The 26,057-nt window shown below is 69.7% G+C and carries 20 protein-coding genes, 1 tRNA gene and 3 pseudogenes; 15 read left to right on the top strand and 9 right to left on the bottom strand.

Annotation, left to right across the window (positions count from 1 at the left end):
• Positions 1-23 precede the first annotated feature (23 nt).
• Both NE857_RS01485 and NE857_RS01480 read left to right on the top strand, forming a co-directional pair.
• Positions 24-770, top strand: a complete 747-nt coding sequence (locus NE857_RS01485; RefSeq protein WP_254419437.1) for a protein phosphatase 2C domain-containing protein — start codon at positions 24-26, stop codon at positions 768-770.
• A 427-nt stretch (positions 771-1,197) separates the two neighbouring features.
• Positions 1,198-1,686, top strand: coding sequence for a hypothetical protein (locus tag NE857_RS01480; protein WP_254419436.1), 489 nt, complete (start codon positions 1,198-1,200; stop codon positions 1,684-1,686).
• A gap of 65 nt (positions 1,687-1,751) precedes the next feature.
• Here NE857_RS01480 and NE857_RS01475 read toward each other — a convergent pair whose 3' ends face one another.
• Positions 1,752-2,030 (bottom strand): hypothetical protein, encoded by a 279-nt coding sequence (locus tag NE857_RS01475; protein ID WP_254422179.1) that lies wholly within the window; start codon positions 2,028-2,030, stop codon positions 1,752-1,754.
• 481 nt (positions 2,031-2,511) lie between these two features.
• On the opposite strand from NE857_RS01475, the gene NE857_RS01470 reads away from it, so the two are divergent.
• On the top strand, positions 2,512-3,813 hold the full coding sequence (locus NE857_RS01470; RefSeq protein WP_425572157.1) for a multidrug effflux MFS transporter: 1,302 nt from the start codon (positions 2,512-2,514) through the stop codon (positions 3,811-3,813).
• 90 nt (positions 3,814-3,903) lie between these two features.
• On the opposite strand, the gene NE857_RS01465 is transcribed toward NE857_RS01470, so the two are convergent.
• The gene (locus NE857_RS01465; protein ID WP_254416859.1) at positions 3,904-4,758 is read right to left on the bottom strand and encodes an IS3 family transposase; all 855 of its coding nucleotides are present in this window, start codon (positions 4,756-4,758) and stop codon (positions 3,904-3,906) included.
• On the bottom strand, positions 4,755-5,075 hold the full coding sequence (locus NE857_RS01460) for a helix-turn-helix domain-containing protein (RefSeq protein ID WP_254416860.1): 321 nt from the start codon (positions 5,073-5,075) through the stop codon (positions 4,755-4,757). Before NE857_RS01460 ends, NE857_RS01465 begins: the two co-directional genes overlap by 4 nt.
• A 295-nt stretch (positions 5,076-5,370) precedes the next feature.
• On the opposite strand from NE857_RS01460, the gene NE857_RS01455 reads away from it, so the two are divergent.
• The 7 genes and pseudogenes from NE857_RS01455 to NE857_RS01420 all read left to right on the top strand — a co-directional run bounded on the left by NE857_RS01455 (position 5,371) and on the right by NE857_RS01420 (position 15,435).
• The gene (locus NE857_RS01455) at positions 5,371-5,898 is read left to right on the top strand and encodes a PadR family transcriptional regulator (protein ID WP_254419435.1); all 528 of its coding nucleotides are present in this window, start codon (positions 5,371-5,373) and stop codon (positions 5,896-5,898) included.
• On the top strand, positions 5,895-6,620 hold the full coding sequence (locus NE857_RS01450) for an ABC transporter ATP-binding protein (RefSeq protein ID WP_254419434.1): 726 nt from the start codon (positions 5,895-5,897) through the stop codon (positions 6,618-6,620). Before NE857_RS01455 ends, NE857_RS01450 begins: the two co-directional genes overlap by 4 nt.
• Positions 6,617-8,974 (top strand): FtsX-like permease family protein, encoded by a 2,358-nt coding sequence (locus tag NE857_RS01445; RefSeq protein ID WP_254419433.1) that lies wholly within the window; start codon positions 6,617-6,619, stop codon positions 8,972-8,974. The genes NE857_RS01450 and NE857_RS01445 overlap by 4 nt, the downstream gene beginning before the upstream one ends.
• Positions 8,975-9,066: 92 nt before the next feature.
• Positions 9,067-11,957: pseudogene (locus NE857_RS01440) on the top strand (DEAD/DEAH box helicase family protein).
• Between the two features lie 205 nt (positions 11,958-12,162).
• Positions 12,163-12,630, top strand: a pseudogene (locus tag NE857_RS01430) (choice-of-anchor I domain-containing protein); the annotation flags it as partial.
• Between the two features lie 190 nt (positions 12,631-12,820).
• A complete protein-coding gene (locus tag NE857_RS01425; protein WP_344012592.1) occupies positions 12,821-14,020 on the top strand; it encodes a PP2C family protein-serine/threonine phosphatase in 1,200 nt (399 codons plus the stop codon).
• A gap of 353 nt (positions 14,021-14,373) precedes the next feature.
• Entirely contained in the window at positions 14,374-15,435 is a 1,062-nt protein-coding gene (locus NE857_RS01420) for a hypothetical protein (RefSeq protein WP_254419428.1), read from the top strand.
• 45 nt (positions 15,436-15,480) lie between these two features.
• Here the strand turns inward: NE857_RS01420 and NE857_RS01415 are convergent, their stop codons facing one another.
• Both NE857_RS01415 and NE857_RS01410 read right to left on the bottom strand, forming a co-directional pair.
• A complete protein-coding gene (locus NE857_RS01415; protein ID WP_254419427.1) occupies positions 15,481-16,749 on the bottom strand; it encodes an FAD-binding protein in 1,269 nt (422 codons plus the stop codon).
• A gap of 756 nt (positions 16,750-17,505) precedes the next feature.
• Positions 17,506-18,588: a Fic family protein gene (locus NE857_RS01410; protein ID WP_254419426.1), complete on the bottom strand. Its 1,083-nt coding sequence runs from the start codon at positions 18,586-18,588 to the stop codon at positions 17,506-17,508.
• Between the two features lie 189 nt (positions 18,589-18,777).
• On the opposite strand from NE857_RS01410, the pseudogene NE857_RS34645 reads away from it, so the two are divergent.
• Positions 18,778-18,941 (top strand): annotated as a pseudogene (locus NE857_RS34645) (transposase); the annotation flags it as partial.
• Positions 18,942-19,739: 798 nt separating this feature from the next.
• Here NE857_RS34645 and NE857_RS01405 read toward each other — a convergent pair.
• A complete protein-coding gene (locus NE857_RS01405) occupies positions 19,740-20,153 on the bottom strand; it encodes a DNA-binding protein (RefSeq protein ID WP_254419425.1) in 414 nt (137 codons plus the stop codon).
• Positions 20,135-20,419, bottom strand: a complete 285-nt coding sequence (locus tag NE857_RS01400; protein WP_254419424.1) for a hypothetical protein — start codon at positions 20,417-20,419, stop codon at positions 20,135-20,137. The genes NE857_RS01405 and NE857_RS01400 overlap by 19 nt, the downstream gene beginning before the upstream one ends.
• A gap of 188 nt (positions 20,420-20,607) precedes the next feature.
• Between NE857_RS01400 and NE857_RS01395 the strand changes: the two genes are divergently transcribed.
• From NE857_RS01395 to NE857_RS01385, 3 genes are all read left to right on the top strand, one after another.
• Positions 20,608-21,009 carry a helix-turn-helix domain-containing protein gene (locus tag NE857_RS01395; protein WP_254419423.1) on the top strand — a complete coding sequence of 134 codons (402 nt, stop codon included), beginning with the start codon at positions 20,608-20,610 and terminating at the stop codon, positions 21,007-21,009.
• Positions 21,002-22,273 (top strand): HipA domain-containing protein, encoded by a 1,272-nt coding sequence (locus tag NE857_RS01390; RefSeq protein ID WP_254419422.1) that lies wholly within the window; start codon positions 21,002-21,004, stop codon positions 22,271-22,273. The genes NE857_RS01395 and NE857_RS01390 overlap by 8 nt, the downstream gene beginning before the upstream one ends.
• A 225-nt stretch (positions 22,274-22,498) precedes the next feature.
• Positions 22,499-22,717: a hypothetical protein gene (locus NE857_RS01385; RefSeq protein WP_254419421.1), complete on the top strand. Its 219-nt coding sequence runs from the start codon at positions 22,499-22,501 to the stop codon at positions 22,715-22,717.
• 137 nt (positions 22,718-22,854) lie between these two features.
• Here the strand turns inward: NE857_RS01385 and NE857_RS01380 are convergent.
• Both NE857_RS01380 and NE857_RS01375 read right to left on the bottom strand, forming a co-directional pair.
• Positions 22,855-22,930 (bottom strand) — tRNA-Arg (locus NE857_RS01380).
• Positions 22,931-23,079: 149 nt separating this feature from the next.
• The gene (locus NE857_RS01375; protein WP_254419420.1) at positions 23,080-24,330 is read right to left on the bottom strand and encodes an aspartate aminotransferase family protein; all 1,251 of its coding nucleotides are present in this window, start codon (positions 24,328-24,330) and stop codon (positions 23,080-23,082) included.
• 160 nt (positions 24,331-24,490) lie between these two features.
• Here NE857_RS01375 and NE857_RS01370 point away from each other — a divergent pair, with 160 nt between their 5' ends.
• On the top strand, positions 24,491-25,957 hold the full coding sequence (locus NE857_RS01370; protein ID WP_254419419.1) for an NAD-dependent succinate-semialdehyde dehydrogenase: 1,467 nt from the start codon (positions 24,491-24,493) through the stop codon (positions 25,955-25,957).
• Positions 25,958-26,057 lie beyond the last annotated feature (100 nt).

The raw sequence follows: 26,057 nt of genomic DNA, 5'->3' as shown, positions 1-26,057 counted from the left end.
GCCTGGCGGGTAGGAGGGGGCTCGTGCCCTTCCTCATCGCCACCTCCCCCGGCCGCCCCGATCACCCGAACGAGGACTTCGCCGCCGCGACCGCCACCTGCGCGGTCCTGCTCGACGGGGTGAGCGCCCCCGCCGACCTCGACAACGGCTGCTCGCACGGGGTCTCCTGGCACACGCGTCGGCTGGGGGCGCTGTTGCTGGCCGGTGCGGACGCGGGGATGAACCTGCGCGAGGCGCTGGCGGACGCGATCACCTCGGTCGCGGCCGCGCACGAGGGGACCTGCGACCTCGGGAACCAGCAGTCTCCTTCGGCGACGGTGGTGGCGGTCCGGGTCGGCGCGGACCACCTGGAGTACCTGGTGCTGTCGGACTCGGTGCTGCTCACCGAGGAGGGCGGGAAGGTCCGGCGGCTCGCGGACACGCGGCTGGACGACCTGCGGCCCCGGTTGGCCCCGGGGACCCCGGCCCGCTCCTGGCGCAACGTCCCGGGCGGGTTCTGGACGGCGGGCGCCAACCCCGGTGCCGCCGAGGAGGCCCTGGTCGGAACGGTTCCCAGGGGCGCGTTCCTGGCGATGACCGACGGCGCGAGCCGCGCGGTGGAGGTCTTCGGGGAGCTGTCGTGGGAGGACTCCTTCGACCTGGCCCGGCGGCAGGGACCGGGCGCCCTGGTGGAACGGGTCCGAGTGCTGGAGGCGGCGGACCCGTCGTGTCGGAGGTATCCGCGCGCAAAGGTCCGGGACGACTCCACCGCCCTGTGGTGGGAACCCTGACCCCTAGTTACGGACACTCTTAATCTCTCATTTTGGGCTCGCCATTTACCGAAAAAGAAAGATCGTTTTCCGGTGGCAAGCAAGTGAACAGGGAAAAGAATGTTCTTGACATTACAGACGTTTCCCACGGGGCCAGAGATCACCTTTGATCCGTTTTCCTAGAAAAGTCCCCAACAGGACACCCCGTGGCGAAGCTACCTTGTCGGAAAGAGACGCACGCCTCCCACAAACCCGGACACCACGCGCTTTCGCGTGTCGTCTTCTTCCGGTAGATTTCCCTGTAACCGATCAGTCGGAGTTCCCGCCACAACGCCCCATCCGACGGCCGGTCTTCTCAGAACCCCCTTGTCCGCATCCGTGCCATACGGGTGCTGGAGATTCTTTCCGTGATCCCGGCCGTCTCGCCGACCGCCGAAAAGGAGGCAGTGTGCGTGTCCCGGGCGTCCTCGAACCGACCGGCCCCAACCGCTCACTCCACCGGGCCGGTTGGCTGGACCGCGTCCCCTCCGAGCCCATGACCCTCCCCATCGATCCCACCGAGAGTGCGCGCCCCGGCCCGGAGCAGCGCCCCAACCCCATGGACGCGAACACCCCTGCGGAGTTCCTCCTCACCATGCGCCGCTACCTCGCCTGGGCCGGCGACTGGTCGTACCTGGAGCTGGAGTACAAGTGCGGCGGCGTGGTCAGCTCCGCCAAGTTCCAGCGCGCCCTTGAGGGGACCGAGCTCCCCGGTTACGTGTTCCTGATGGCCTTCGTGACCGCCTGCGTCGGCACCGACGAGGGCGAACGCCTCCGTTGGGCCACCTCCTGGCACCGCCTGCGCCGCGCCGCCCGCGCCGAGGAGGACGCCCGCCTGCGTGCCTCCCTGCAGGAGGTCCAGCAGCCCGACAGCAGCAACCGGCCGCACGGCAGCTGACTCCTGACCGCTGACCTCTGGCCGCCCTCCGCCGTCGCCTGACCGCCGCGCTCAGGCGACGGCTTTCACGTAGGAGGGCGGGCCGTCCACCAGGCCCGCCGGGTCGGTGCGCCCCTGTCCGGGGCCAGGTGTCCGGCCAGGGCCAGTTCCACCGCGCCGTGGGTCAGGGCGTGCACCAACGCCACGGCGCGTTCGACATCTTCCAGGGTCGCGGCCGGGGCACCCGCCCCACCGACCAGGAACTCCCGCGCCCCGGCCGGGGCGGGTTCGGCACGGATCGCACGGACAAGGTCGAGGTTGGCCGGGCCGTCGGGAGCCCCGTCGTAGGGGACCGAAAGGCGCACAAGCCCTTCCGCGGCGCGCTCGATCCGCGCCCCGGGGTCCGGGCCAGCGGTACGGCCACCACCGTCACCAGGGCGACCGCCCGGCGCCAGCGGCGGGTGGACCGGCCAGCGGGGAGAACATACGCGCCCCCTTGGCTGACGACGTCGACCCGCAGCCGGGGCAGCGTGTAGACACTGACAACTTCAGGCCTCATATTGACAGTGTCAACCCCCGCGGAATGCTCCAAGCCCGCCTGCCAAGCCTGTGGTGAGCGCCCTCACGCCGCACGGAATCCCTCATGGGCAGGGGATTTCCGCCTGTGGTTCGGATCACCGACAAACCCGGGTCAAGCGGGGATTGCCTTCCCCTGGCCACCCGTTGCACGCGGAGTGTCCCCGCATGGGACCGCCCATCAGGTGCCCCACCCGAAGGTGGCTCACGGCGCCGAACACCAACCCCCAGGTTGACCCTGACCTTCCACAGCCATGCTCTGGAGAGCTCGTGAGCCTTACCGCTGTGCGCTCGAACGCGCGCCGAAACAGCCCGAACGACCGCGACGGCGGCGGCCGGAACAGCGGCGCACGTGTGGGCACCCCGCCCTCGCGCCGCTCCGTCGCCATGCTCGTCCTCGTCCTCGGCGTCCTGTCAGCCATCGGCCCGCTCGCCACCGACCTCTACCTGCCCGCGCTCCCCGAGATCGCGGCCGACCTCGGGGCCAGTGAGGCCCGGGTCAAGCTGACCCTGACCGCCGTGATGGCGGGCTTGGCCCTCGGCCAGCTGGTCACCGGCCCGCTCAGCGACCGCTGGGGCCGCCGACTGCCCCTGCTCGTGGGGACCGGCGTGTTCACGGCGGTGACGTTCGCGATCGTGTTCGTGTCCTCGGCCGAGTCGTTCATGGCGCTGCGATTCCTCCAGGGGCTCTCCGCCGCGGCCGGCCTGGTGGTCTCCCGAGCCGTGGTGCGGGACGTGTTCCACGGCGACACCGCCGCCACCTTCTTCTCCCGGCTCATGCTGCTCACCGGGCTCGCGCCGATGCTCGGCCCGGTGCTGGGCGGACAACTGCTGCTGTTCGGCCCCTGGCAGCTGATCTTCGGCGTGCTGGGCCTGACCGGGGCCGCCACCTTCGCCCTGGTGCTGTTCGCCCTGCCCGAGAGCCTGCCGAAGGAGCAGCGACGGCGACAGGATCCCCGGGTCCTGGCCAGTACGTTCGGCCGGCTGCTGCGCGACCCCGGGTTCATCGCGCCGACGATGGTCCTGGCGCTGAGCTTCGGGATGAGCTTCACCTACATCTCGGCGTTCTCGTTCGTGTCCCAGGCCGAGTTCGGGGCGACCGCCCAGCAGTTCAGTCTGATCTTCGGCGTGACCACGCTCGGGATGATCCTCGGCAACCAGGTCAACGTGGTGCTGATCCGCCGGGTGGAGCTGCGCCGACGCCTCGGGCTGGGGCTCGCGGGCGCGGTCGCCTCCGTCGGCGGGATGGGCCTGCTGGCCATGATCGGCCGGGCCGACCTGCTGACGGTCACCGCCGCTCTGTTCGTGATGATGGTCTTCACCGGGCTTATCTCGCCCAACGCCACCGCGATGGCGTTGTCCGGACAGCCCGCGGAGATCGCCGGGACCAGCTCGGCGCTGCTGGGCACCCTGCAGTTCGGTGTGGGTTCGGCACTGGCCGCCACCGCGGGTCTGACCGGCTCCACCACCCTGGCGAGCATGACCGCGGTGATGCTGGCGACGGCGGTGGGCGCCGCCGTGGTGTTCCTGTTCGCGGCCGCGCGCGGGCGCGCCGTCAACCCGGCCGCCTGACCCGCTGGAGCCAACACCCGCAGAAGTACCCACAAGGGCCCCGACAGCGCGGTGAACTGGTCCCCGATAGTTGGACCGGCTAACTAAAGGTTAGGCCGCCAGGGCCTGAGCTCGGTACTGCACCGGGCTCAGGCCCTCAAGGTAGCTGTGGACGCGTTCGTGGTTGAACCAGGCGATGTACTCCTCCAACCCCGCGGTGAACTCCTCGACGGTCTCGAACTCGGCATGGGTGAAGAATTCCTCCTTCAGGTGGCCGAAGAAGCTCTCGATCACCGCGTTGTCCAGGCAGTTGCCCTTGCGTGACATCGACTGGATGCCCTCGACCCCGGCGAGCAGACGCCGCCAGGACACATGCTGGTACTGAAACCCCTGGTCGGAGTGGACCAGCGGGCTCTGACCAGGGGCCAGGGTCTTCAACGCTTCTCGCAAGGAGGTGTTGGTCAACTCCAGGTTCGGTGACAGACCCGCCGTGTAGGAGATGATCTGCCGGTCGAACAGGTCCATGACCGGTGACAGGTAGACCTTGTGGCCCGCGACGGCGAACTCGCTCACGTCGGTCACCCATTTCTGGTTCGGCCCCTGCGCGGTGAAGTCACGCTCCAGCAGGTTCGGCGCCACCTGGCCCGCCTGGCCCCGGTAGGAGCTGTAGGGCTTCTTACGGCGCACCCGGCAGACCAGGCCCAGCTGGTTCATGAGCTTGAGCACGGTCTTCTTCGCCACCCGCCACCCCTTCTTGAGGAGCTGGTCATGGATCCGGCGGTGCCCGTAGCGGCCCTTGTTGTGATCGAAGAGCCGCCTGATCTGGGCCTTGAGCGCTGCCTGGGCATCAGGGTGCTCCAGCCGGGCCTGGTGGTAGAAGAACGTCGAGCGGGCCAGCCCAGCGACCTTCAACAGCACGTCCAATCGGTGTTCGGCCTTGAGGGCGACCACAGCGTGAACCCTCACTCTGGTGGATGTTCCCTCAAGGCCCGCACTTTTCCCAGGTAGGCGTTCTGGGCGCGCAGGAGCTCGTTCTCACGGCGTAGTCGTTCCAGCTCTGAGGCTGGCTCTGGTGGTGCGCTCTTGGGCGGGCGTCCTCGCTGCTTGGGGCGTAGCCCCTCCGAGCCCTGGGTGCGATAGGTGCGCACCCACGATTCCAGCAGCTTGGGTGAGGACAGTTCCAGTTCCTTGGCCAGCTCGGTCTTGGGCTCGCCAGCCAGGAGGCGGCGCACCGCCTCGACCTTGAACTCGAAGGAGTAGGACTTCTTCGCCTGTTTGGTCACCAGCGCTCCCGGGCCGTGGATCCGCCACCGTCGGTACAGGCTTCGGACCGCCCATCGCGAGACCCCGAGAGAGGCCGCTACCGCGTGATCGGCTCTGCCTTGCTCGAACAACGCTATCGCTTGGTGGCGTTGGTCCTGGGTGAGTGAGCTGTTCGCTCTCATGGGACTGCTCCCTGGTCGATGGAACTGGATTTCCAGTCCAACTTCCAGGGAGCAGTTCACGGATCGGGGCCCTTCCCGTCGTTCGCCCACAGGCTATACACACGGGGTATACATGGTGTGTATAGTCGGATCCATGTCACTCGGCCAAACACTGTTGGGGCTGCTGGAAACCCGCCCCCAGCACGGATACGACCTCAAGCGGGCCTACGACGAGCGTTTCGCCACCAAGCGGCCGCTCGCCTACGGGCAGGTGTACGCCACCCTGTCCCGGCTCCTGAAGAACGGGCTGGTGGAGGTGGACTCGGTTGAGCCCGGCGCGGGCCCCGAGCGCAAGCGCTACGCCGTGACCGACGCCGGGGTCACCGATGTCGAGCGGTGGCTCGCCAGCCCGGAGAACCCCGAGCCCTACCTGCAGAGCACCCTGTACACCAAGGTGGTGCTCGCCCTGCTCACCGGCCGTTCGGCCGATGACATCCTCGACGTCCAGCGCGCCGAGCACCTGCGCCAGATGCGCGCGCTCACCCGCCGCAAGTCCGACGGTGACCTCTCCGACCAGCTCATCTGCGACCACGCCCTGTTCCACCTGGAGGCGGACCTGCGGTGGCTGGAACTGACCGCCGCCCGGCTGAACGACCTCGCCGGGGAGGTCCGCGGCCGATGACCACCAGCCTCTCCCCGCGCGGCCGCGACACCCCGGGCACCCCGACCGAACCCCTGCTCACCGCCTCCGGGCTGAGTCGCTCCTTCGGTCCCACCACCGCCCTGGTCGACGCCTCCCTCACCCTGTACCCGGGAGAGGTCGTGGCGGTCATGGGCCCCTCCGGCTCGGGGAAGTCCACCCTGTTGCACTGCGTGGCCGGGATCGTGCGGCCCGACGGGGGCCGTGTCGACTACGACGGCACCGACCTCACCGAGGCCTCCGACTCCCGGCTCAGCGATCTGCGCCGCACCGACTTCGGCTTCCTCTTCCAGTTCGGCCAGCTCGTACCCGAACTCTCCTGCGTGGAGAACGTCGCACTGCCCCTGCGGCTGGGCGGAGAGTCCCGGCGCCGGGCCGAACGCACCGCCCTCAGCTGGCTGGAACGGCTGGACGTGGCCGAGGTCGCGGGGAAGACTCCGGGTGAGTGCTCCGGCGGCCAGGGCCAGCGCGTCGCGGTGGCCCGTGCCCTCATCACCCGCCCCCGCGTGGTGTTCGCCGACGAGCCCACCGGTGCCCTCGACTCCCTGAACGGGGAACGGGTGATCCGGCTGCTCACCGACGCCGCCCGGGAGAGCGGGGCCGCCGTGGTCCTGGTGACGCACGAGCCACGGGTGGCCGCCTACGCCGACCGCGAGGTCGTGGTCCGGGACGGCCGCACCCGTGACGTCGGAGGGCTCGGATGAGTCTGCGCGAACGCACCCCCGGCCGGATCCGGCAGCGCCGGCCCCTCTCGTCTTTCCTGAACGACCTCTGGCTCGGAGCGCAGCTCGCTCTGCGCGGTGGCAGGGAGGTGGTGCTAAGAACCGTGCTGACGGCGATCGGGGTGGGTGTGGCCACCGCCGCCCTGCTTCTGGCCACCACCCTGCCGACCATCCTGGAACACCTGGGCGAGCGGCACGCGGCCCGGATGGACTACCAGGTGGCGGAGTACCCACCGCCCGCTGCGGGCGACGACACCCTCCTGTTCAGGATCGCCGACACCGACTACGAGAGAAACCCGATCCACGGACGGATCGTCCGCGCCGAAGGCTCCGACCCCCCGCTCCCTCCCGGCGTGACCGAAATCCCCGGCCCCGGAGAGATCGTGCTCTCCCCCGCCCTGGCCGACCTCCTCGACGACCCGGAGCACGAGGTACTCCAGCGCAGGTTCGACCACACCGTCATCGGGGAAGTCGGCCCCGAGGGCCTCATGGGGCCGCACGAGCTGGTCTACTACCTCGGTGACGGGGAACTGACCCTGGACAACGCCGGGAACCGGATGACCAGCTACGGCGGCGAGCCCGGGCCCAGGGGGGACGAGCCGGTCATCCTGATGCTCGGTGTGGTGGGCGTGGTCGTCATGCTCACCCCGGTGGTCGTCTTCCTCGGTTCGGCGGTGCGCTTCGGCGGCGAGCAGCGCGACCGGCGTCTGTCGGCGCTGCGGCTCATGGGCGCCGACCGCGGGGCCACCCGGCGTATCGCGGCCGGAGAGACCCTCCCCGGGGTCGCGCTCGGCCTGGTGCTCGGAGCGGGTTTCTTTCTCGCCGGACGCCCGATCGTGGAGGCGGTGCCGATCGCGTCCGGGCTGTACGCCACCGACGCGACACCGCACCCGGTACTCGGCCCCCTGGTGTTCCTCGCGGTACCGCTGCTGGCCCTGTGGGTGGTGCTCGGCTCCCTGCGCGGTGTGGTGGTCGATCCGCTGGGCACCGTACGCCGAGCCGAACGGCCGCGTCCCCGACTGTGGTGGCGGCTGCTCCTGTTCGTGCTGGGGATGTCCCTCATCGTTGTGAGCATGCGGTTCAGCCTGGGCGGAGGGCTGTGGGTCGCGATGGTCTCGATCGGGCTTTTGGCCGCCCTGTTCGGCATGACGGCCGTTCTGCCCTGGCTGGTCGACCGGCTCTTCGGCCGCGCCTCGGGTGGCCCCCTCTCCCTGCAGCTGGCCCTGCGCCGTCTGGGCGCGGCGGGCGGCGGACCCACCCGCGCGGTCAGCGGGATCGTCGTAACCGTCGCGGGCGCCATCGCCCTCCAGACCCAGTTCGCGAACGCCTGGAACGATTCCACCGTGGAGATCGCGGAGTTCGTCGAGGAGGTGTACGCGACCGACGAGTTCGGCGCGTCCGGGTTCCAGCTCCAGGTCGACCTGCGCTCGGTCCCGCCCGGGAGCGACCCCACCGCCGTGGCGGAGACGCCGGGCGTGGAGGAGGTCCTGGACTACAGCAGGGTCGAGGGCGTCACCGACGACGGCTCCGACGTCCGAGTCCTCGTCGCCGATTGCCCCTCGCTCCAGCAGATGGCCGACCTGCCCGTCTGCTCCCCCGGGGACGCCTTCAGCGGGGTGCCGGGGCTGGAACCCGGTGAGACGCTCATGGTCGGGGGCGGCGAAGAGGCACCCGCGGTCCCGTGGACCGTGCCCGGGTTCACCGGGTTCGAGGGGCCCCTTGTCGAACACCCCTGGCAAGGGTTGGGGCACTCGGCACGGGACGTCGTGCTCGCCACCCCGGAGGCGGCCGCTCCACCCGAGGGGGTCTCGGTTGCGGGCTCGCTCTGGATCCGGGTCGACCCGTCCGTCCCCGCGATGGAGGAGGAGCTCAGGGCCGCCGTGGCGTCCCTGGACCCGACGGCCCGGGTGCAGTTCCCGATCACCAGCGCGACCCTCCCCGCCATGGTCAGGATGCGTGCCGCGCTCATCGCCGGGGCGCTCGCCTGCCTGGCGGTGATCGCCGCCGGATTGGTGGTGGGCACGGTCGAGCAGATCCGTGAGCGCAAGAGGGTGCACGCTGTGCTGACCGCCTTCGGCACCCGCAGACGCACCCTGGTGGCCTCGGTTCTGTGGCAGACCACGCTGCCCGTGCTCCTGGGCCTCACCCTGGCCACGGTGACCGGGATGGCCCTGGGCGCCCTGACCCTGCTCCTGGTCGGGTTCCCCGTGGCCTTCGTGTTAACGGACATCCTGATCATCGTCGGCGCTGGTGCGGTGGTGGCGCTGCTGGCCACCCTGCTGGCCCTGCCCGCGCTCCTGCGGACCATGCGCCCGGAGGGTCTGCGCTGGGAGTGAGTGATCTGGTGGGTCCGCTGCCCCGGGCGGATCCACCGCCTGAGTCCGGGCCCTTCTGGTGGGAGGACCCGGACCCGGCCTAAGCTGGGGCAATGTCCGAATCCGGCGGGATGCCCGAAACCGAGGAATCACCCGGGGGAGGGTCGCCGGGCGTCGAGTCACCTGTGGCCGGGGCGGTATGGCCCGGAGAACTGCGGCCCTACCAGCGCGAGGCGCTCGCGAAGGTGGAGCGGCGCTGGTCGGAAGGGGCCCGGCGGACCTGGATCGTGCTCCCGCCCGGTTCCGGCAAGACCCTCGTCGGGCTGGAGGCCGCCCGCCTACTGGGCCGTCGGACCGTGGTGCTGGCGCCCAACACCGCCATCCAGGGCCAGTGGATCCGGCACTGGGAAGGCTTCGACCGCCCCGAGGGCTGCACCGCCGGGAACGACCGGGCGCTCGGGCACGCCGTCAACGTGCTCACCTACCAGTCGTTGGCCGTCTTCGACCCGGACGCCGAGACCGACGAGGAAGGCCGTTCGACCACCCCAGTCCGCGACCGGCTGCACGCCAACGGGCGGGCCCTGGTGGACGCGCTGCACAACGCCGGTCCGCTCACGCTCCTGCTCGACGAGTGCCACCACCTCCTCCAGGTGTGGGGGCGCCTGCTCGCCGAGATCCTGGACGAGATCCCCGACGCCCACGTGATCGGCCTGACCGGAACCCCCGCCGGAAGCCTCACCACCGCCGAGAAGGACCTGGTCGACCGGCTCTTCGGCCCGCCCGTCACCGGGGCGTCCATCCCAGCGCTGGTCCGGGACGGGTACCTGGCCCCCTTCGCCGAGCTCGTGCACGTCACCGAACCCACCCTGACCGAACACGAGTACCTGGCCGGGCAGGGGTCGAGGTTCACGGCGATGTGCACGGAACTGCTCGCCCCCGGGTTCGCCACCACCGACTTCCTGCCCTGGCTGGACGCGCGCTTCGTCTCCCGGAACGCCCAGGCGGGCGGCCGGGTCGGCTGGACCACGCTGGCCGCCCGCTCCCCCGAACTCACCGACGCCGTTCTGCGCCTGCACCACCAGGGACTGATCGCGCTACCCGACGGCGCCCGGATCCACGAACAGCACCGGCACCCGCCGCAGGCCGAGGACTGGACGGCGCTGATCGGCGACTACGCCAGGAACTGCCTGGACCCCGACTCCGAACGCGACAGGGCGGCGCGCCAGCGCATCCGCGCCGCACTGCCGTCCGTGGGCTACCACCTGACCCGCAACGGCATCCGCCGCGGCGCCTCCCCCGTGGACCGGGTGCTGGCCCGCAGCGCCGCGAAGTCCCTGGCCACGGTGGAGATCATCGCCGCCGAGAAGGACACGGTCGGCCCCCGGCTGCGCGCCCTCGTGCTGTGCGACCACGAACGCGCCTCCGCCCGAGCGCCCGCCGCGCTGCGCGGCGTACTCTCCGACGACGCCGGTTCGGCCTGGCTCCAGGTGCGCCAGCTCGCCACCGATCCGCGCACCTCGGTACTGGACCCGCTGCTGGTCACCGGCCGCACCATGGCGACCGGGCCGGACAGCAGCTCCGCCTTCCTGGAGTTCGCCCGTGCCGAGCTGCCCGGGGCGGAGCTGTCCGTGCGCGAAGTGGACGGCCTGCACGTGGTGGAGGGCGGCTGGACCTCGCGCACCTGGGTGGGTGTGGTGACGCGGTTCCTGGAGTCCGGCGGCTGCCAGGTGCTGGTGGGCACCCGGGCGCTGCTCGGCGAGGGCTGGGACGCGCGCGGGGTGAACACGGTGGTGGACCTGACCACCGCCACCACCCCCACCGCCGTGGTGCAGAGCCGGGGGCGTGCGCTGCGGCTGGACCCGGAGTGGCCGGAGAAGACCGCGCACACCTGGACGGTGGTGTGCGTGAGCCACGAGCACCCGCGCGGGGCGGCCGACTGGAACCGGTTCGTACGCAAACACGAGGGGTACCTCGGGGTGAGCGCCGACGGCGAGGTGATGAGCGGGGTCGCGCACGTGGACCCGGAGCTGTCACCGTACGAGCCGCCCGCCGACCCGAGGGCCGTGAACACCCGCATGCTGGCCCGCGCGGCCGACCGGGAGGGCACCCGGGAGCGGTGGCGGCTGGGTTCGGGGTACGAGGACACGCTGCTGCCCACGCTCCGGGTGTACGAGAGACGCGCTGTGCCAGCGGAGGCGGCGGCGCGGGCCGGGACGTGGCGCGGCCCGAGCCGCCCGAGGTTCTGGTGGGCGACCAGGCGATCCGGCCGGAGCCCGACGGCACCCCGCCCGTCCGGAAGCTGATGCCCACGGTGGTCTTCGGCGCGGTCACGGCTCTCTGCCTGGTCCTGGTGCCGTTCGTGCCCGGGATGCTCGCCGCGGCCGCGGCCGCGGGCTTCGGACTGGCGGCAATGGTCCACTGCTGGTTCGACACCCGCCGAGTGCGCCAGGAGGCCCTGGTGAAGCGGCGGGAGGCGGAGCGGATCCGTTCCCTGGCAGGAAGACCGGTGGAGACCTCCCGCTACGCGTGCGCGGTGGCCGACGCGCTGCGCTGGGCGGGGCACTCGGCCAGCGGATCCGAGGGGGTACGCATCCACGTGGACACCGACGGCGTCTACCGGTTCACGCTCGCCGACCCGGAATCGGCGGAGCTGTTCGCCGAGTCCCTCGACGAGGCCCTGGGCCCGCTGGTGGGCGACCTGCGCTACCTGATCCCCCGGCACGTCCTCACCGTGCCGGAACCCTCCGCGGACGGGGACCGGGCACCGGGCAGGTCCGTCCCGGGCGCCCCCGCGGACCCGACCGTGCCGGTCTTCCACGCGGTGCCGTCGGTCCTGGCCCGCAACAGGAAGGGCGCGCTCGCCTTCGAGAAGGCGTGGCAGCGGTGGGTGTCCCGGGGCGAGGTGGTGCACAGCCGCACCGAGGAGGGCCGGTCCCTGATCACCGCACACTTCGGCAGCTCTCCGATCGAGGTGACCACGGCCCGCCGCCTGGCCTGGGAGTGAGGCCGCGGAACCGGTCGGCGCTACGAAGCCCCGGCTCCGCGGCCGGCCCCGTGGCCGGGGCTGCACCAGGCGGACCTTCACTTGCGGACACCGGGTGCTCGGCTCGGGATCGTCCTTTCCTGGTTGGCTCGGCGCGGACGCGACCGCGTCCGGCTCCCCCGAACCTCCAGAAAGCACCATGCGCACGCCCCTGACCGCCTCGGCCGTCCTGGCCTTCGGCGGGCGCTCCTTCTCGATCTTCACCACCGACGGAGAGCAGCTGTTCGACTCCGGCTCGGACTTCGGGCGGATCACCGCCGAGGCCGCGCCGGAGTACTTCAACTCCAACCACAGGGGGAACAGCTTCGACACCCGCAGCGATGACAAGGGCCCCGAGCCCGAGGACGTGGTGCTGGGCCAGGTGGAAGGTCGCACCTACGCGTTCATCGGCCTTGAGCGGGTCGGCGGGGTGATGGTCTACGACGTCACCGACCCACACGACATGACCTTCACCCGGTACCTCGACAACCGCGACTTCAGCGCCGCCCCGGACACCCGCGAGGCCGGGGACCTGGGCGCCGAGGGGCTGATCTTCATCGACGGCGAGGACTCCCCGGTCCCTGGCGTGCCCGCCCTGGTCATGGCCAACGAGGTCTCGGGCACCACGACCCTGTTCCGCGTCGACCGGGGCTGACCCCCGGCACACGATCGGACGATACGGGGGGGCGGTAGTGAGCCGCCCGCCCCGCACCGTATGACCCTGCGTTGGTGAACCGACACATAACATGGCGTTCCACGGTCCGCCGGACCGAACCCGCGTGATGCTGCAAGGCGTCCCTGACCGGGCATGAAGTGATCCTCAGGCCGAGACGCAGGTGGTCGACATGTCCGTCAACGAAGAGCTGGTCGAGATGTTCGCCGGGCTGCTCGAGGACTCGCATCTGACGACGATGGAGCAGTTGCCCACGACCGTGTGGCGGCGCGCTGAGCGCGCGGGCTTCCGCCATGTGGCGATCTACGTGGTGGACCTCCAGCAGGAGGTACTCCGACTGCTGGTCCGCGACGGGGTCCGAGGGGGCGAGGACCCCGAGTACAGCGAGGCAGCGCTGCCGATCAACGGCACCCTGGCCGGGCGGGCCTTCGAGACCCTCACCCCGCTGAGCGAGGCGGGCTCCGAGCTCGACCGCTGGTGGGTTCCGCTCCAGGACGGGGCCGAACGGCTCGGAGTGCTGCGCGTGGACACCGAGGACTCCGGGGAGGAGACCCTTCGGGCCATCCGGGCGCTGGCGGTCATGATCGCGATGATGGTGGTGGTCAAGCGCGCGTACAGCGACTCCTTCGCGCGGCTGTGCCGGACCCGCCCGATGAGCGTGGCGGCCGAGCTCCAGTGGAACCTGATGCCGCCGATCGAGTTCGCCAATACCCAGGTGACGGTCAGCGCCGTCCTGGAACCCGCCTACGAGGTGGGCGGGGACGCCTTCGACTACGGGATCGACAACGACGTGGCCCACGTGGCGGTGTTCGACGCGATGGGCCACGACGTCACCGCGGGCCTGGCCGCCAACCTCGCGGTCGCCTCCTACCGCAACAGCAGACGGGAGGGCGCCTCCCTGCTGGAGACGGGCGAGGTGATCGAGGCGACCCTGGTGGAACACCTGGGCGCCATCCGCTACGTCACCGCGCTCATCGCCGACCTGGACCTGAAGACCGGTTCCCTGAAGTGGGTCAGCCACGGCCACCACCCGCCGGTCCGGATCCGCGGCGGACGCCTGGTCGACCTGCCCGCCTGCCAGCCGGGTTCCCCGCTCGGCGTCGACCTGGGCATGGGCGCGACCGTGTGCGAGGAACAGCTGCACCCGGGGGACCGTCTGGTGCTGTTCACCGACGGCATCACCGAGACGCACAACCCGGGCGGAGACGAGTTCGGCCTGGACCGGTTCGTGAACTTCATCGTCCGGCACAACGCGGAGGGCCTGCCCATCCCGGAGACCCTGCGGCGTCTGATCCACAGCATCCTCGACTACCACGGCGGCACCCTCCAGGACGACGCCACGGTCCTCTTCCTGGAGTGGCACGGCCCCTGACCGGTGTCGCCTGTGACCCGGGGCGCCTGGTCGGGGCGCGCCGGCTCAGTCGCGTACGGTGCGACGCGCGCCACGAAAAAAGGTTCACCGAATTCAGATAACGACCCAGGACATTCGCCGGGAAGCCAGCCCCGGGAAGCCCGAGGGAGAGTTACTCGATTGTCATTTCCCGGTGTTCTTTGCTCTCAATTTGCCTAAATAGAGTCTTCGACCGGCCAGTGTTCACTCAGTTCAAGCGCGCAGCACTGCCCGACCACCCGCGCACGGCCCCCTGGCGGACCGACTCGAACGCGCGGCATCCCCTTCCCGGCCGAAACCCCGAAAATCGGCTGGTCATACCGAATGAGGGTTCCTTGAATTCCTGTTCCCGCAATCGCACCCGCCGCTCCCTCCAAGGCGGCCTGGCGTTCGTCGCCTTCGGCGCCCTGAGCCTTGCGGCAGCGCTCCCCGCCCACGCGGACACGGGAGAGGTCGGCTACGCCCGCGCGACTGTCGCGGGTGAGGCCGACATCTCCGTGTTCCATTCCCAGGCAGCCGATTTCCACGGCACCTACCGCTACCTGGACGCCTTCGACGGAGAGATCTTCGCGGCATCCCGGACCTTCGCCCGGGTGGACGTGGTGGAGGACGAGCTCGTCTCACAGGTGACCCTCGAGGAGCTGCGCATCGAGCTCACCGAGGGCGACATCGAAGCCATGCGTGAGGCCGCCGTGGACGGCGTCTCCCAGCCCGGCCTGGAGAACCCCGAGGGCGGCTCTGACGAACTGCTCCTCCAGGCCTCCTTCACCGGCCCCGTGATCGTCACGTCCCAGAACTGGGCCGGTGAACAGGAGTTCGTCCACGAGGAGGGCGATCAGTCCGTCGAGGTGGACGAGATCGGCGCCGAGTTCTCCTTCGTCACGGAGACCTCACCGTGGGAGGAGACCTTCGAGGGCCAGCCGCTGTGGGGTGTCCACCAGGCGCTCGACCTGGTCGTGGAGTTCCCCGAAGAGGAGTTCAGCGTCACCTACCGGGTCGGTGAGACCTGGGTCGGCGCCGACATCCCTCCCGTGACCGACGGCGGAGGCGAGGATGGTGAAGACGGGGACGACAACGGAGACACCGGGAACGGCCACGGAGGCCCCGGTGAGGGTGACGAGGGCTCCGAGGGCTCCGAGGGCTCCGGTGGGGAGAGTGGCGAGGGGAGCGAGGGCGGCTCCGGCACCGGGAAGGGCGAGGACGGCTCCCCGGCCGACGAGAAGGGCGGCAAGGCCGACGAGGGCAACGGGGCCGATGAGGACCTGGCCCGGACCGGTGTGCCGGTCGGCGCCCTGATCACCGTCGGCGCGGCCGTGGCCTCGGTAGGTGGCGCCGCCACCTACCTGGCCCGCCGCAGAAAGAACACGGCGGAGAACACGGAGACCAGCGAAAGCTGAGCCCCGGTGGGAGGGCGCCCGGGGCTGCCCCGGGCGCCCTGCCTGTCAGACCCGGGGGAAGAGGGCGTCGACGAAGGGGTTGCGGAACTTGCCCTCGGGGTCGAACCGTTCCAGCAGACCGGCGAAGTCGGCGGCGCGCGGGTAGGAGGCGACGACCTCCTCCGGGAGCTGCGTGGAGAGCTTGCCCCAGTGCGGGCGGGCGTCCAGCGGGGCGAGGCGCTCCTCCACCGCCGCAAGCACCGGGGCCACCGCCTCCGCGTCCGGGAACCAGGTGAAGTGGAAGGTCACCGTGTCCCGGCCGTAGGCGGGGCTGAGCCACAGGTCGTCGGCGCGGACCGTGCGCACCTCGGAGATGTGCAGCACGGGGGCGATCAGGTGCCCGATCCCGCGCAGCGCGGCGAAGGCCTCAGGGACGGCCGCACGCGGCAGGTGGAACTCGGACTGGAGTTCCTCCCCCGCGCTCGGCTGGAACTCGGGCCGGAAGTGCGGCAGCCGCTCGAACCAGGGTCCCGCCACGCCCAGCTGCTCGGTGGCGGGACCGGTCGGCGCCCCGGGAACCGGATGTTGGGGGCCGGTCGCCGCTCGTCCCCCGACCCAGGTTCCTTCGGGCTCTCCCTCCCGGTGCTTGAACCAGACCCGTCCGGTCTCCGCCGCCCAGTCGGTGAACAGGCTGACGCTGTAGGCGGAACCGAACACCGCGTCGAAGCTGTCCGCAGCCTCCCCCAGAGGAACGTCGAGCCGGACCCGCTGGGAGACCTGGAAGGCGGGCTCGATCTCCAGCGTGAGCCGGGTGACCACGCCCAGGGCACCGAGCGCCACCACCGCCCCGGCAAAGGCGTCGTCGCCTCGGCGCAGCCACCTCGCCTCCCCGTCCGGACCGACCAGCTCGATCCCCCGCACCGCGGCGGCCAGGCAGGGCTGTGTGTCACCTGATCCGTGGGTCCCGGTGGCGCAGGACCCGGCCACCGAGATGTGCGGCAGCGAGGCCAGATTGCCCAACGCGAAACCCCGCCGGTGCAGTTCGGCGGCGAGCTCGGCGTACCGGGTGCCCGCGGAGACGGTCACGGTGGACGCCGACGGATCAACCTCGATCTCCTGCGGGAGGGCGTCCAGCCGGACCAGGTCGTGTGTGGAGTCTGCGACCCCGTTGAAGGAGTGCCCGCTGCCCAGCGCCCTGATCCGGGGGCTGTCCCGCACCAGGGCGCGGAGTTCGTCGAGGCCGGCGGGCCGGTGGATCCGGGGACTGGCGTAGGTGAGGTTCCCGGCCCAGTTACGGACCGGCGCGGGTGAGGAAGGTACGGGCAAGACGGCCATGGAGCATCTCCAGGACAAGGGGTTAGGGGGTTCCCAAGCCTACGGGGAGTCGACGGACTCGGGGCTGCCCCTGCTCCTGGGTCAAAACACAAAAGCGACCGCCCGGCTGCTTACGCATTACCGGGCATGGGGTTTAGGGCAACACAAGAAGACACCCGGCTTGCGAAAACAAGTACCGGGCGTCTCCTCCACTGTCTCAAGGTGGCGCACTCGGGAGGACTCGAACCCCCAACCTTCTGATCCGTAGTGGGCCGATCATCCCATGAATAAGCCCAGGTCAACGGTGCTACGTCGATCACGCCACGACCGCCCTTCGCCACGTATTCGCCACGCCGTCAGAACCGTGTCTCGGTCGGCTCATGAGAGCTCTGCGCACCCTGCCCCGTCCATGACGTGGGAACCGGGTCGAGTCCCATGACCGACGTCAGACGGCGGGCGAGTGGCGGGGTCTTGTGCCGCTGTACAGACTGTGCCGCGCGAAACCCACAGAATCTCCTCGGCCGAGCCGAGCCGGAGATTCGTGTGGACCGTCCCCGCCATGTTCATCGGTCTACCTGAAGGTGTCCACCGCGCGTCGGTTCTCCGTCCTCGTTCGAGGACATGCCAGCAATGTCCTCGAACGAGGACGGAGAACATGCGATGCCGGAAGAGTTCGCCCTCACGGGGTGGCCCAATCTGGGAGCTCAGGTCCGTGAGCCGCAGCTCTCACAGGGCCTTGGCCCGGGCGACCCGGCCGCCCGGGCCGGTGTCGCCTGCTCACTCGGGGCGCGTCAACACGTCCAGGAACTCGTGGTTCACGAAGAGGCGTTCCCGGCCGACCTTGACGTCGTGGAGGAGCCCCGCCTTGACCAGGGCGTGCAGCCAGGACGACGCAGTCTGGCGCGAAACGTCGCATCGGTCGGCGACAAGGCTGATGCGGCAGTAGGGCTGCTCGAACAGGACGGCCAAGAACTGTGCGTCCCGTCCGCCCTGAGTGGCAGCGCGAGCTCGCTCAGCAATGTTCTCCTGACACGTGCGGATGGCGTCGATCTTTCGCGTCGTCGACACCGCGGAGTCGCGAACGACGTCGAGCATGTAGAGGACCCATTCGATCCAGGCGCCGTTTGCTGTCACGGCTCGCAGGAGGCGGTAGTAGTCGTTCTTGCGGGCGATGATGGCGCGTGAGAGATAGAGGATCGGGTCGTGCAGGAGACCGGCCTCGATCAGCATCAGGATGTTGATGACGCGGCCGGTGCGTCCGTTGCCATCGTGGAAGGGATGGATCGCCTCGAACTGGTAATGGGCCACCGCCATCCGCACCAGCGGATCAAGATCGTCTTCAGCGTGAACGAATCGCTCCCAGGCCGAGAGCTTCTCGCGAATGAGGTCGACGCCCTCGGGCGGGGCGTACACGACCTGCCGTGTGGTCGGGTTCGCGATGCGTGTGCCGGCCACCGCACGAATGGCCATCTCCCGACCCTGCAACTCGGAGCAGATTCGGGCGGCCGTCGCAGACGTGAGCGGCCGCTTCCTGACCGATTCGACTCCCGCGAACAGTGCGCTCCGGTAGCGCAGTGCCTCCTTGGTGGCGTGGTCCCCCCCGCCGGAGTCGGCGTACTTGAACAGCTCATCGGCCGTGGTCACGATGTTCTCGATCTCGGAGCTGGCTTGCGCCTCGAGCAGCGGGACGGCGTGGATCAGGATGTTGGGGTTCGGCAGCAGCTGGCTGGCCTGGGCGAGTGTCGCCAGTGCCGTTCGGGCTTCGATGGTCGACTTGAGCACGGGCTTGGGCTCGAGGTCGAGGCCGGCCGGCGGCAGCGGGGGCAGATCGTTGAAGGGAACGTCGGGGCTCCAGGACACGCGTCAACTCCTTCGACATGTCCACAAAACATGTTAAGAATCTTGGCTAAACTTAACATGTTTCCGGGACGTGTTAGGTGTCTCGACACGTCCTCATCACGCGTCGACCCGCGTTCGGGAGGTGCGTCGGCGGGAATGCGGGGTATCCGAGCTCTGGCATACCGGCAGGCCGCGAGCACGCCCCCCATGCTGCGACGCCCGACCTACCTCTCTGGCCTGACCGATGACCAGTGGGCCCTGATCGAGCCCCTACTCCCACCGGCCAACACCGAAGGCCGCCCGAGAAGCACCCCCGCAGCGATGCAGTGGACGCGACCTCGTACGTGGTGCGCACTGACTGCTCCTGGCGGGCACCTACCCGTGGACTTGGCACCTCTCCCACTGGGAGGAATCCACGGGCTCCGAGCAGCTCGCCCCGGGCATCTGCACTGAATGTGCGACGCGGCCCGCAAGAGGCCTCTCCAACCCATGGCACAAAAGAAGCCGCCCGAGCTGTTTTACCAGTTCGGGCGCGGGTTTTTGGGCAACACAAGAAGACGCCCGGCTTGCGAAAGCAAGTACCGGGCATCGTCTCCACTGTCTCAAGGTGGCGCACTCGGGAGGACTCGAACCCCCAACCTTCTGATCCGTAGTCATCGGATAATCGGATGTATAGTCGCAGGTCAGAACCCATGTGATGGCGCCTCCGAGTCGTACTAATCCACGTATGCGCCACGCCGCCGCGATCGGTGTCCCGGGTGGGTCTTCGGCTCGCTTCCTGCTCTGCACGGCAGGGCCTGCACGGCCACCGCGGCCACGCCTCCCGCCTTCACTGAACGGCGTCAGACGATGTCCGCGAGTCGCCTCGAAGGGATCTTCACGAAGCCGCGACCCCTGTGTCACACGAAATCCACAGAACCCCACCAGTAGGGCGGGAGTATTGGTTCGTGCGGACCGTCGGATGCGCACCGACTCTCTCTGACACGGCCTGGAACCCGGTCACCGGAGCAGCATCGGAAAGCGACGAACGTCGGCCGATCAGGGCCTTCGAAGTCCCGAACCGGACAAGCACACTTCCCGGACGGGGTATCCGTCGCGGCTGGCTCCGCCGGTGGAATGCCGGGAAGTGGTCGGTACCGGGCCCGTCGGCCCGAAAGCAGCCCTCTGACGGCTCACACGGAGACGAGGCGGACCCGGTCGCCACAGAGCTTGGTCATGTTGTCGATGTCGGAGGTCAGCATGACCACAGGCCGGTGCTGCCGGAGCGCTACCTCGGCCACGGCCGCGTCGATGGCGTACTTGTGACCGTGCAGCCCGGCCCCCATCAACAGCGCCGAAGCAGCCTTTGCCTCCTCATCGCCCACCGGGACAGCGCGCAGACCGGACAGCACCCAGTTCAACCGCGCCTTGTTCGTGCGGGAGTGCACGGCCTCGATGATGGTGAGCGCACAGATCACCACCTCCATGCCGCGTGAGCGCGCCTCCGTGACCAGGGCCACCACGGTCTCGTCATCGGCGAGCAGCTTGGAGAGCCCTTCGCTGTCCAGGACCAGCGTCCCCTCGTGGCTCAGCCGACGGCGGGCCACTGGTCCTCCTCCGCGAACACTTCGTCGAACACTTGCCGCGCACGCAGCCGCGCCTGCTCGGACACCGGCCCCTTGCGGCTCTCGTAGTCGGCCAGGTACTCGTCCAGCACCTGTCCCCGCAGTTCCCGCTCGACGGCCGCGGTGATGAACGCGGAGAACTCCCGTTTGCCGACCCGGGACCGGATCGCTTCCGCTGTCCCCTCGGGCAGGGAAAGGCTGACCCGGGTCGCCGGCCCCTCACCAATGCTGTACGTCGTCTCGGACATGATGCTGATTGTGTCAAACAAGTAGGAAACCAACAAGCTCTGCGGGAGCCACCCCCGTTTACCGATGATGATCACCGCCTGACCGGGCAGCGCCACAGAGCCTCGGCCTCCGGGACGAGGACAATGTTCCTTTGTCCTCGTTCGAGGACACACGTAGAATGTCCTCGAACGAGGACGGAGAAGATGCGATGCCGGAAGAGTTCACCCTGACGGGGTGGTCGAAGCTCGGCGGCCTGGTCCGCGACACCCGACTCTCCCAGGGCCTCAGCCAGGCGACTCTGGCAGCCCGAGCCAATGTCGCCCGTTCCTGGCTGGCCCGCGTCGAGGCCGGTCACCGTGGAGCCGAACTGGAGCCCTTGCTTCGTCTGCTGGCCGCTTTGGACCTGACGCTCACCCTGCGCCCGAGCGTCGATGCGCAGCAGCAGACACAGCCGGACACCGGTCGGAGCCGTGCCGAGTCCGCGCAGAAGCCGAGAACTCAGCAAGAACCGCCGGACGAAGTCGGCGCTGGTCTACGCGCGGCCTCACAGGAGCGTCGGGCCTCCTGGGGTCTTCCGGACACCGGCAGCAGGGACAACCGCGATGACTGAGCGCCTGGCCGTCCTGCTGTCAGGCCAAGTGGTAGGGCACCTGGAGCGCGCGGCCTCCGGCGACGATCCCACGTTCTCCTACACGGCCGAGTACGTGCGCGACGGCGAGGTGGCACTCTCGGCGCGCCTGCCCATCCAACGAGCCACCCACCCGGCGAAAAGAGTCAACCCGTACCTGTTCGGGCTGCTTCCCGAGAACGAGGACGCCCGCGCCGCGTGGTCCGACCAGCTCGGGGTCGCCGTGGACGACGCGTTCGGCATCCTCGCGGCGATGGGCTGGGACTGCCCGGGAGCCGTCCAGTTCTGTCGCGAGGAGGACCTGGAGGAGCTTCGCACGCGCGAGGGCGAACACCAACCGACCAGCGACACCGAGATCGCCGAGCGGATCCGCGCACTCGCCGGCGATGAGCCGTCCTGGACGATGCCCGGTGAACACTGGTCGTTGGGCGGGCAGCAGGAGAAGTTCGCACTCGCGAGGATCGACGGGCGCTGGCACACGGCCCACGGCAGCGCCGCCACCACGCACATCGTCAAGCCGGGGATCAAGCAGCTGCACCACCAGGCCCTGGTCGAACACGTCACCATGGAGGCGGCCTCAGCCGTGGGTGTGGTCGTCGCCAAGAGCACCCTCACCCGGTTCGACGACCAGTGGGCTATCGTCATCGACCGCTTCGACCGCTCCCTGGAAGCCGGCCGCGTCCTGCGCACGCACCAGGAGGACTTCGCGCAGGCGTGCGGACGCATGCCCGCGCACAAGTACGAGTCCCGCAACGGTCCGGGCCTGGCGGACATGATGCGGGTCCTCACCCGCGAGTCGACCGGTTTGTTCGACGACCGGCTCGCTCTCGCGGACTTCCTGCTCGTCAACCTGGTGGCCGGCGCTCCCGACGGGCACGCGAAGAACATCTCTGTGCTGCGCGCACCGGGGCTGACCCGGGTGGCTCCGCTGTACGACCTGGCCACGGGTCTGGCCTACGACGCTCGGAAAGTCGACAGGTCGGTGGCCCTGTCCATCGGCGGGGAGCGCATCGCGTCGCGGATCAGACGCCACCAGCTGAGGAAGGCCGCCGACACCCTCGGGCTGGATCCGGAGCTCCTGACCGGGCGTGTGGCGATGTTGGCCGAGGCGTTCCCGAAGGCGTTCGAGGAAGTACTGCAAGGACTTGCCGGTTCCGTCCCGGGCGCCCAGGAGGTGGCCGAGAGGGCTCTTCCCGTGTTGCGGGCCCACACCCGGCACATCCTGGACCGCCTCGGCGATCACTGATATCCGATGGCTTCACCCGACAGGGCCGACATGCGCCAGAGGCTGTTGGGCTTCCTGGAACTGGACGCCTACCTGCACGACCAGTCCATTCCCGCCACGATCTGAAGCCGCGTCGGCGAAACGTACGTCCCGTCCGCCTGGGGTGGCGGTACGAGCTCGCTCGGCGATGTCCTCCTGGCACCTGCGGATGGCTCCGATCCTTCGCGTCGTCGACACTGCCAAGTCGTGGACAACGCCGAGCGTGTAGAAGACCCATTCGATCCAGGCACCGACAGCCGCGTCGCTCGCCATCACCGCCGGGCCCATGTGAAGGTCGTGCAAGCGATGCTCGGGTACGCGACCGCCACCATGACTCTGGACCGGTACGGGCGTCCGTTCCCAGACCTCCTGGACGAGGTGGTCAAAACAAGGGACGCCGCGCGGCCCCGGGTCCTCGCCGCCTGAAACAGACACCGGGACCGACCCAGGGCATCTGCACCGAATGTGCATCGCGGCCCGTAAGAGGGCTCCCCCACCCATGGCACAAAAGAAGCCGCCCGAGCTGCTTTCGCAGTTCGGGCGGCTTCTCCACTGTCTCATGGTGGCGCACTCGGGAGGACTCGAACCCCCAACCTTCTGATCCGTAGTCAGATGCTCTATCCATTGAGCTACGAGTGCAGGTCTTCAGTTGTGTGTCGCCCGGGTGAGCTACGCTCTCCCTTGCGACGTCTCCGACTCTATCACGGCGCCGGAGTGCCTTCGCGCCATTTTCGGGTGTGACGCGGGCCATGCGGACGCCGCCGGGGTTCCGGCGGCGTCCGGGCTGGTCAGATGGCTTCCTCGACGGAGGCCGCCCACAGTTCCAGGGCGGTGTCGACCTGGTCGGCGTTGACCACCAGGGCCGGGATGAAGCGGACGACGTTGCCCGCCGGGCCGCAGGTCAGGAGCAGGAGGCCGTTCTGGGCGGCGGCCTGCTGGACGCGCAGGGCGGCGGCGCCGTCGGGCTGGCCGTCCGGGGTGACGAACTCGTTGGCCTGCATCAGGCCGCGGCCGCGGACGTCGCCGATGGCCGGGTTGGCCTCGGCGATCTTGGCCAGCCCCTGCTGGAGGCGCTCGCCCTGGCGGGCCGCGTTCTCCACGAGGCCTTCCTCCTGGATGACGTCCAGGGTGGCCAGGGCGGCGGCACAGGACACGGCGTTGCCGCCGTAGGTGCCGCCCTGGGAGCCCGGCCATGCCTTCTCCATGACAGCGTTCGGTGCGGCGATGGCCGAGAGCGGGAAACCGCTGGCCAGGCCCTTGGCGGTGATGACGATGTCCGGGCGGATCCCCGAGGGCTCGTGGCCCCAGAAGGTGCCGGTGCGGCCGAAGCCGGTCTGGACCTCGTCGGCGACCAGCAGGAACCCGTGCTGATCGGCGCGCTCGCGCAGCCCCTGGAGGAAGGCGTCCGGGACGGGGACGTAGCCGCCCTCGCCGAGGACCGGTTCGATGAACACGGCGGCGGTGTCCTTCGGGGAGGTCACCGTGGCGAACTGGTAGTCCAGCTCGCGCAGCGCGTAGGCCACGGCCTCTTCCTCGGAGAGGCCGAGCCGGTAGGCGTACGGGAAGGGCGAGACCACCACGCCGGGGACCAGGGGGCCGATGCCGGCGCGGATCTTCACCCCGGAGGTGGTCAGGGAGGCGGCGCCCATGGTGCGGCCGTGGAAGGAGCCCTGGAAGACCACGGCGTTCTGTCGGCCGGTGGCCTGGCGGGCCAGGCGCAGCGCGGCCTCCACCGCCTCGCTGCCGGAGTTCACGTAGAACAGCCGGTCGATGCCCTCGGGCAGGACCTCGCCGAGCCGCTCGGTGAGTCGGAGCAGGGGCTTGTGCATCACGGTGGTGTACTGGCCGTGGATGAGCGTCGCGACCTGCTCCTGGGCGGCGGCGACCACCTTCGGGTGGCAGTGCCCGGTGCTGGTGACTCCGATCCCGGCGGTGAAGTCCAGGAAGCGACGGTCGTCATCGTCGTAGATGTAGACACCCTCGCCTCGTGCGGCGACGACCGGGGTCGCCTGCTTGAGGGCCGGGGAGAGCTCCGCCATGCGATGGCCTCAATTCCTTGTATCGGGTTCCGTAGGATTGTTGACAATCGACGCTGCTATGGAAACATCCGGGACGCGGCGGTGTCCAGCGGGCGCACGTCGGGCAGTTCTGACCACAGGCCCCCCGGCACCGGGGCGGCCCGTCGACGGAGGAGAGAACATGTCGGATCGCGAAGCACAGGTCGTCGCACAGGTGGACAAGAGGCTTTTCCTGGGCGGAAAGTGGCAGGACGCCTCCTCCGGTGCCGCTTTCGAGGTCGAGGACCCCTCCACCCGCAAGGTGCTGTGCGAGGTCGCGGACGCGGGCAAGGATGACGCCCTGCGGGCTCTGGACGCGGCCGAGCGGGCGCAGCCGGGGTGGGCGAAGGTCGCGCCCCGCGAACGCAGCCAGATCCTGTACCGGGCCTTTCAGCTGCTCATGGAGCGCCAGGAGGAGCTGGCGGTCCTGATGACCCTCGAGATGGGCAAGCCGCTCGCCGAGGCCAAGGGGGAGATCGCCTACGCCGCCGAGTTCTTCCGCTGGTTCGCCGAGGAGGCCGTGCGGATCGACGGCGGTTTCGCCACCTCCCCGGACGGCAAGTCGCGCTTCCTCATCATGCGCCAGCCGGTCGGCCCCTGCATGCTCATCACCCCCTGGAACTTCCCCATGGCGATGGGCACCCGCAAGATCGGCCCGGCCATCGCCTCCGGGTGCACGATGATCCTCAAGCCCGCCCACCAGACCCCCCTGTCCGCACTGGCCCTGGCCGGGATCCTCGACGAGGCGGGTCTGCCCGAAGGCGTCCTGAGCGTCCTGCCCACGACCGACCCCGGCGGGATCACCGAACCCCTCCTCACGGACGGCCGCATCCGCAAGCTCTCCTTCACCGGATCCACCGCCGTGGGCAGGAAGCTGCTGGAGCAGAGCGCACCCCAGGTCCTGCGCACCTCCATGGAGCTGGGCGGCAACGCCCCGTTCCTGGTCTTCGACGACGCCGACCTGGACGCCGCGGTGGACGGGGCGATGCTCGCCAAGATGCGCAACATCGGCGAGGCCTGCACGGCGGCCAACCGGATCTACGCGCAGTCCGGGATCGCGGAGGAGTTCTCCCGCCGGCTCAGCGAGCGCATGGGCGCGCTCCGGCTGGGCCGGGGGTTGGACGAGGGCGCCGACGTGGGCCCGCTGATCGACGACAAGGCCCGGCAGAAGGTGCAGAGCCTGGTGGACGACGCCGTGGAGCGGGGCGCGCGCGTGCTCGTCGGCGGCGGCCCGGGCGAGGGCCCCGGGCACTTCTACCAGCCGACGGTGCTCGCCGATGTGCCCTTCGCGGCGGAGCTGTCCAACACCGAGATCTTCGGTCCGGTGGCGCCGGTACTGACCTTCGAGACCGAGGAGGAAGCGGTCCGGGCCGCCAACGACACCGAGTTCGGCCTGGTCAGCTACCTGTACACCCGGGACCTCAACCGGGCGATGCGGGTCAGCGAGGCCCTGGAGACCGGCATGGTCGGCCTCAACCAGGGCGTGGTGTCCAACCCGGCGGCGCCGTTCGGCGGGGTCAAGCACTCGGGTCTGGGCCGCGAGGGCGGCCGGGTCGGCATCGACGAGTTCCTGGACACCAAGTACGTGGGCATCGGCGGACTCGACTGATCCGCATTCCCGCCTGTTCCCCTTTGTTTCCGAAAGCATGAAACGGCGCCCAGAAAAAGGCGCGTCGAAACTGCGCGGAACGATAAGGGGAAAGGCGGGT

Source organism: Nocardiopsis exhalans (assembly GCF_024134545.1).
GTDB lineage: Bacteria > Actinomycetota > Actinomycetes > Streptosporangiales > Streptosporangiaceae > Nocardiopsis > Nocardiopsis exhalans.
Note: the sequence above shows the minus strand (reverse complement) of the source record. Positions and strands in the feature narration are given on the sequence as shown.